This is a genomic window from Streptomyces sp. NPDC001393, assembly GCF_053597455.1.
Genome location: NZ_JBSFIH010000166.1, coordinates 1 through 1,168, shown reverse-complemented (window position 1 = coordinate 1,168; position 1,168 = coordinate 1). Strand labels below are relative to the sequence as shown.

Annotated in this window: 1 protein-coding gene and 1 pseudogene; one reads left to right on the top strand and one right to left on the bottom strand. The window is 74.0% G+C overall.

The window, feature by feature from the left end:
• A partial coding sequence (locus ACWC2T_RS46100; protein ID WP_450676252.1) for a hypothetical protein occupies positions 1-1,014 on the top strand: 1,014 nt, incomplete at its 5' end.
• Positions 1,015-1,082: 68 nt separating this feature from the next.
• Here ACWC2T_RS46100 and ACWC2T_RS46095 read toward each other — a convergent pair.
• A pseudogene (locus tag ACWC2T_RS46095) lies at positions 1,083-1,168 on the bottom strand (IS5/IS1182 family transposase); the annotation flags it as partial.

The window sequence follows — 1,168 nt, the reverse complement described above, 5'->3', positions numbered from 1 at the left end:
GCCGCGAAGATGACGCGCCCGCCGAAGCAGAAGGCCCGGCCCCTCGCCAAGCTGCGCAAGGAGTGGAAGGAGAGCGCGATCCGCACCTCCGGGGTCGCCGCCGACGTCATCAACTCCCTGTTCGAGTACGCCCGCGCCGCGGCTGCGGCGATCCGGGCCCGGGTCGCCGCCGTGGTCGATGTCGCCCTGGCGGCCGTCGACGTCACCGTGGCGGTGTTCGTGATGCACGACGGCGGCCGCTTCCACCGCCGGCACCTGCTCGCCGAAGCCCGCCGCCGCCTCGCTCTCGTCCTGCGCGGCTGCCGCCGCGACCCTGGCCTGGACGACAGAATCGTGGCCGCCGCTATCTCCACTCACTGCCTGGACATCAGCGAGCCGAAGACCGTGCGCGGCCTGGAGTCCGGCTACCGCCTCTACACAGCACGGTGGGCGCTGACCGACCTCCCCGCCCGGCGCCGCCCACCAACCCCCATGCCCGACCCGGACCGGGAACCCCTGGCCGATCCCGGCGCGCCGGCTGCGCCCCGGGCCCCGGGCCAGACAGCGGGGGAGTGGGAGATACCCCGCCTCCCACTGAGCTACGACCGGGCCGTCCTCGCCGGTGCGGTGGTGCGGGAGAAGCTGCGCACCACCACCGCCGTGCGGGGCCCGGCGTACGACGTCGTCGCACACCAGCAGGCGGCGATGCCCGAGCAGCTGCTCGCGCCCCCGGCCGTCGACCCCGAGCACGACGACCAGGAGCCGGAGGCCGAACCCCGGGAGGCGGTCGACCTGACCGCGCTGCGGGCCTTGCGGGAGTCCCGCACGGACGTGGAGGCCCTCGACCTCACGGCCGAGCGGCTGCGCCACCTCCAGGACGCGTTCACCAAGGCGGCCGACGACTCCCGCGCTCGCACGGACCGCTACGCCGAACAGGACGATGCCGGTGGAGCGTACCCGGTGCGCGCGAACGACCAGCAGGCGCACCGCCCGCAGGAGCCCGCACCGCACCGCGGCCGGGAGGCCGGCCACTGAGTGGACCCGATGCCGCGCACCCGGTCCAGTGGTGCGCACCGGCGATGCACGGCATCCATTGAGCCCTTTCAGCGTTGCCTCTCCAGAGTGAGGATGGCTTTGGCGATGACGGCCATGAGGTTGGGGCTGCAACGCGCTCTGCGGAAGATCCGCC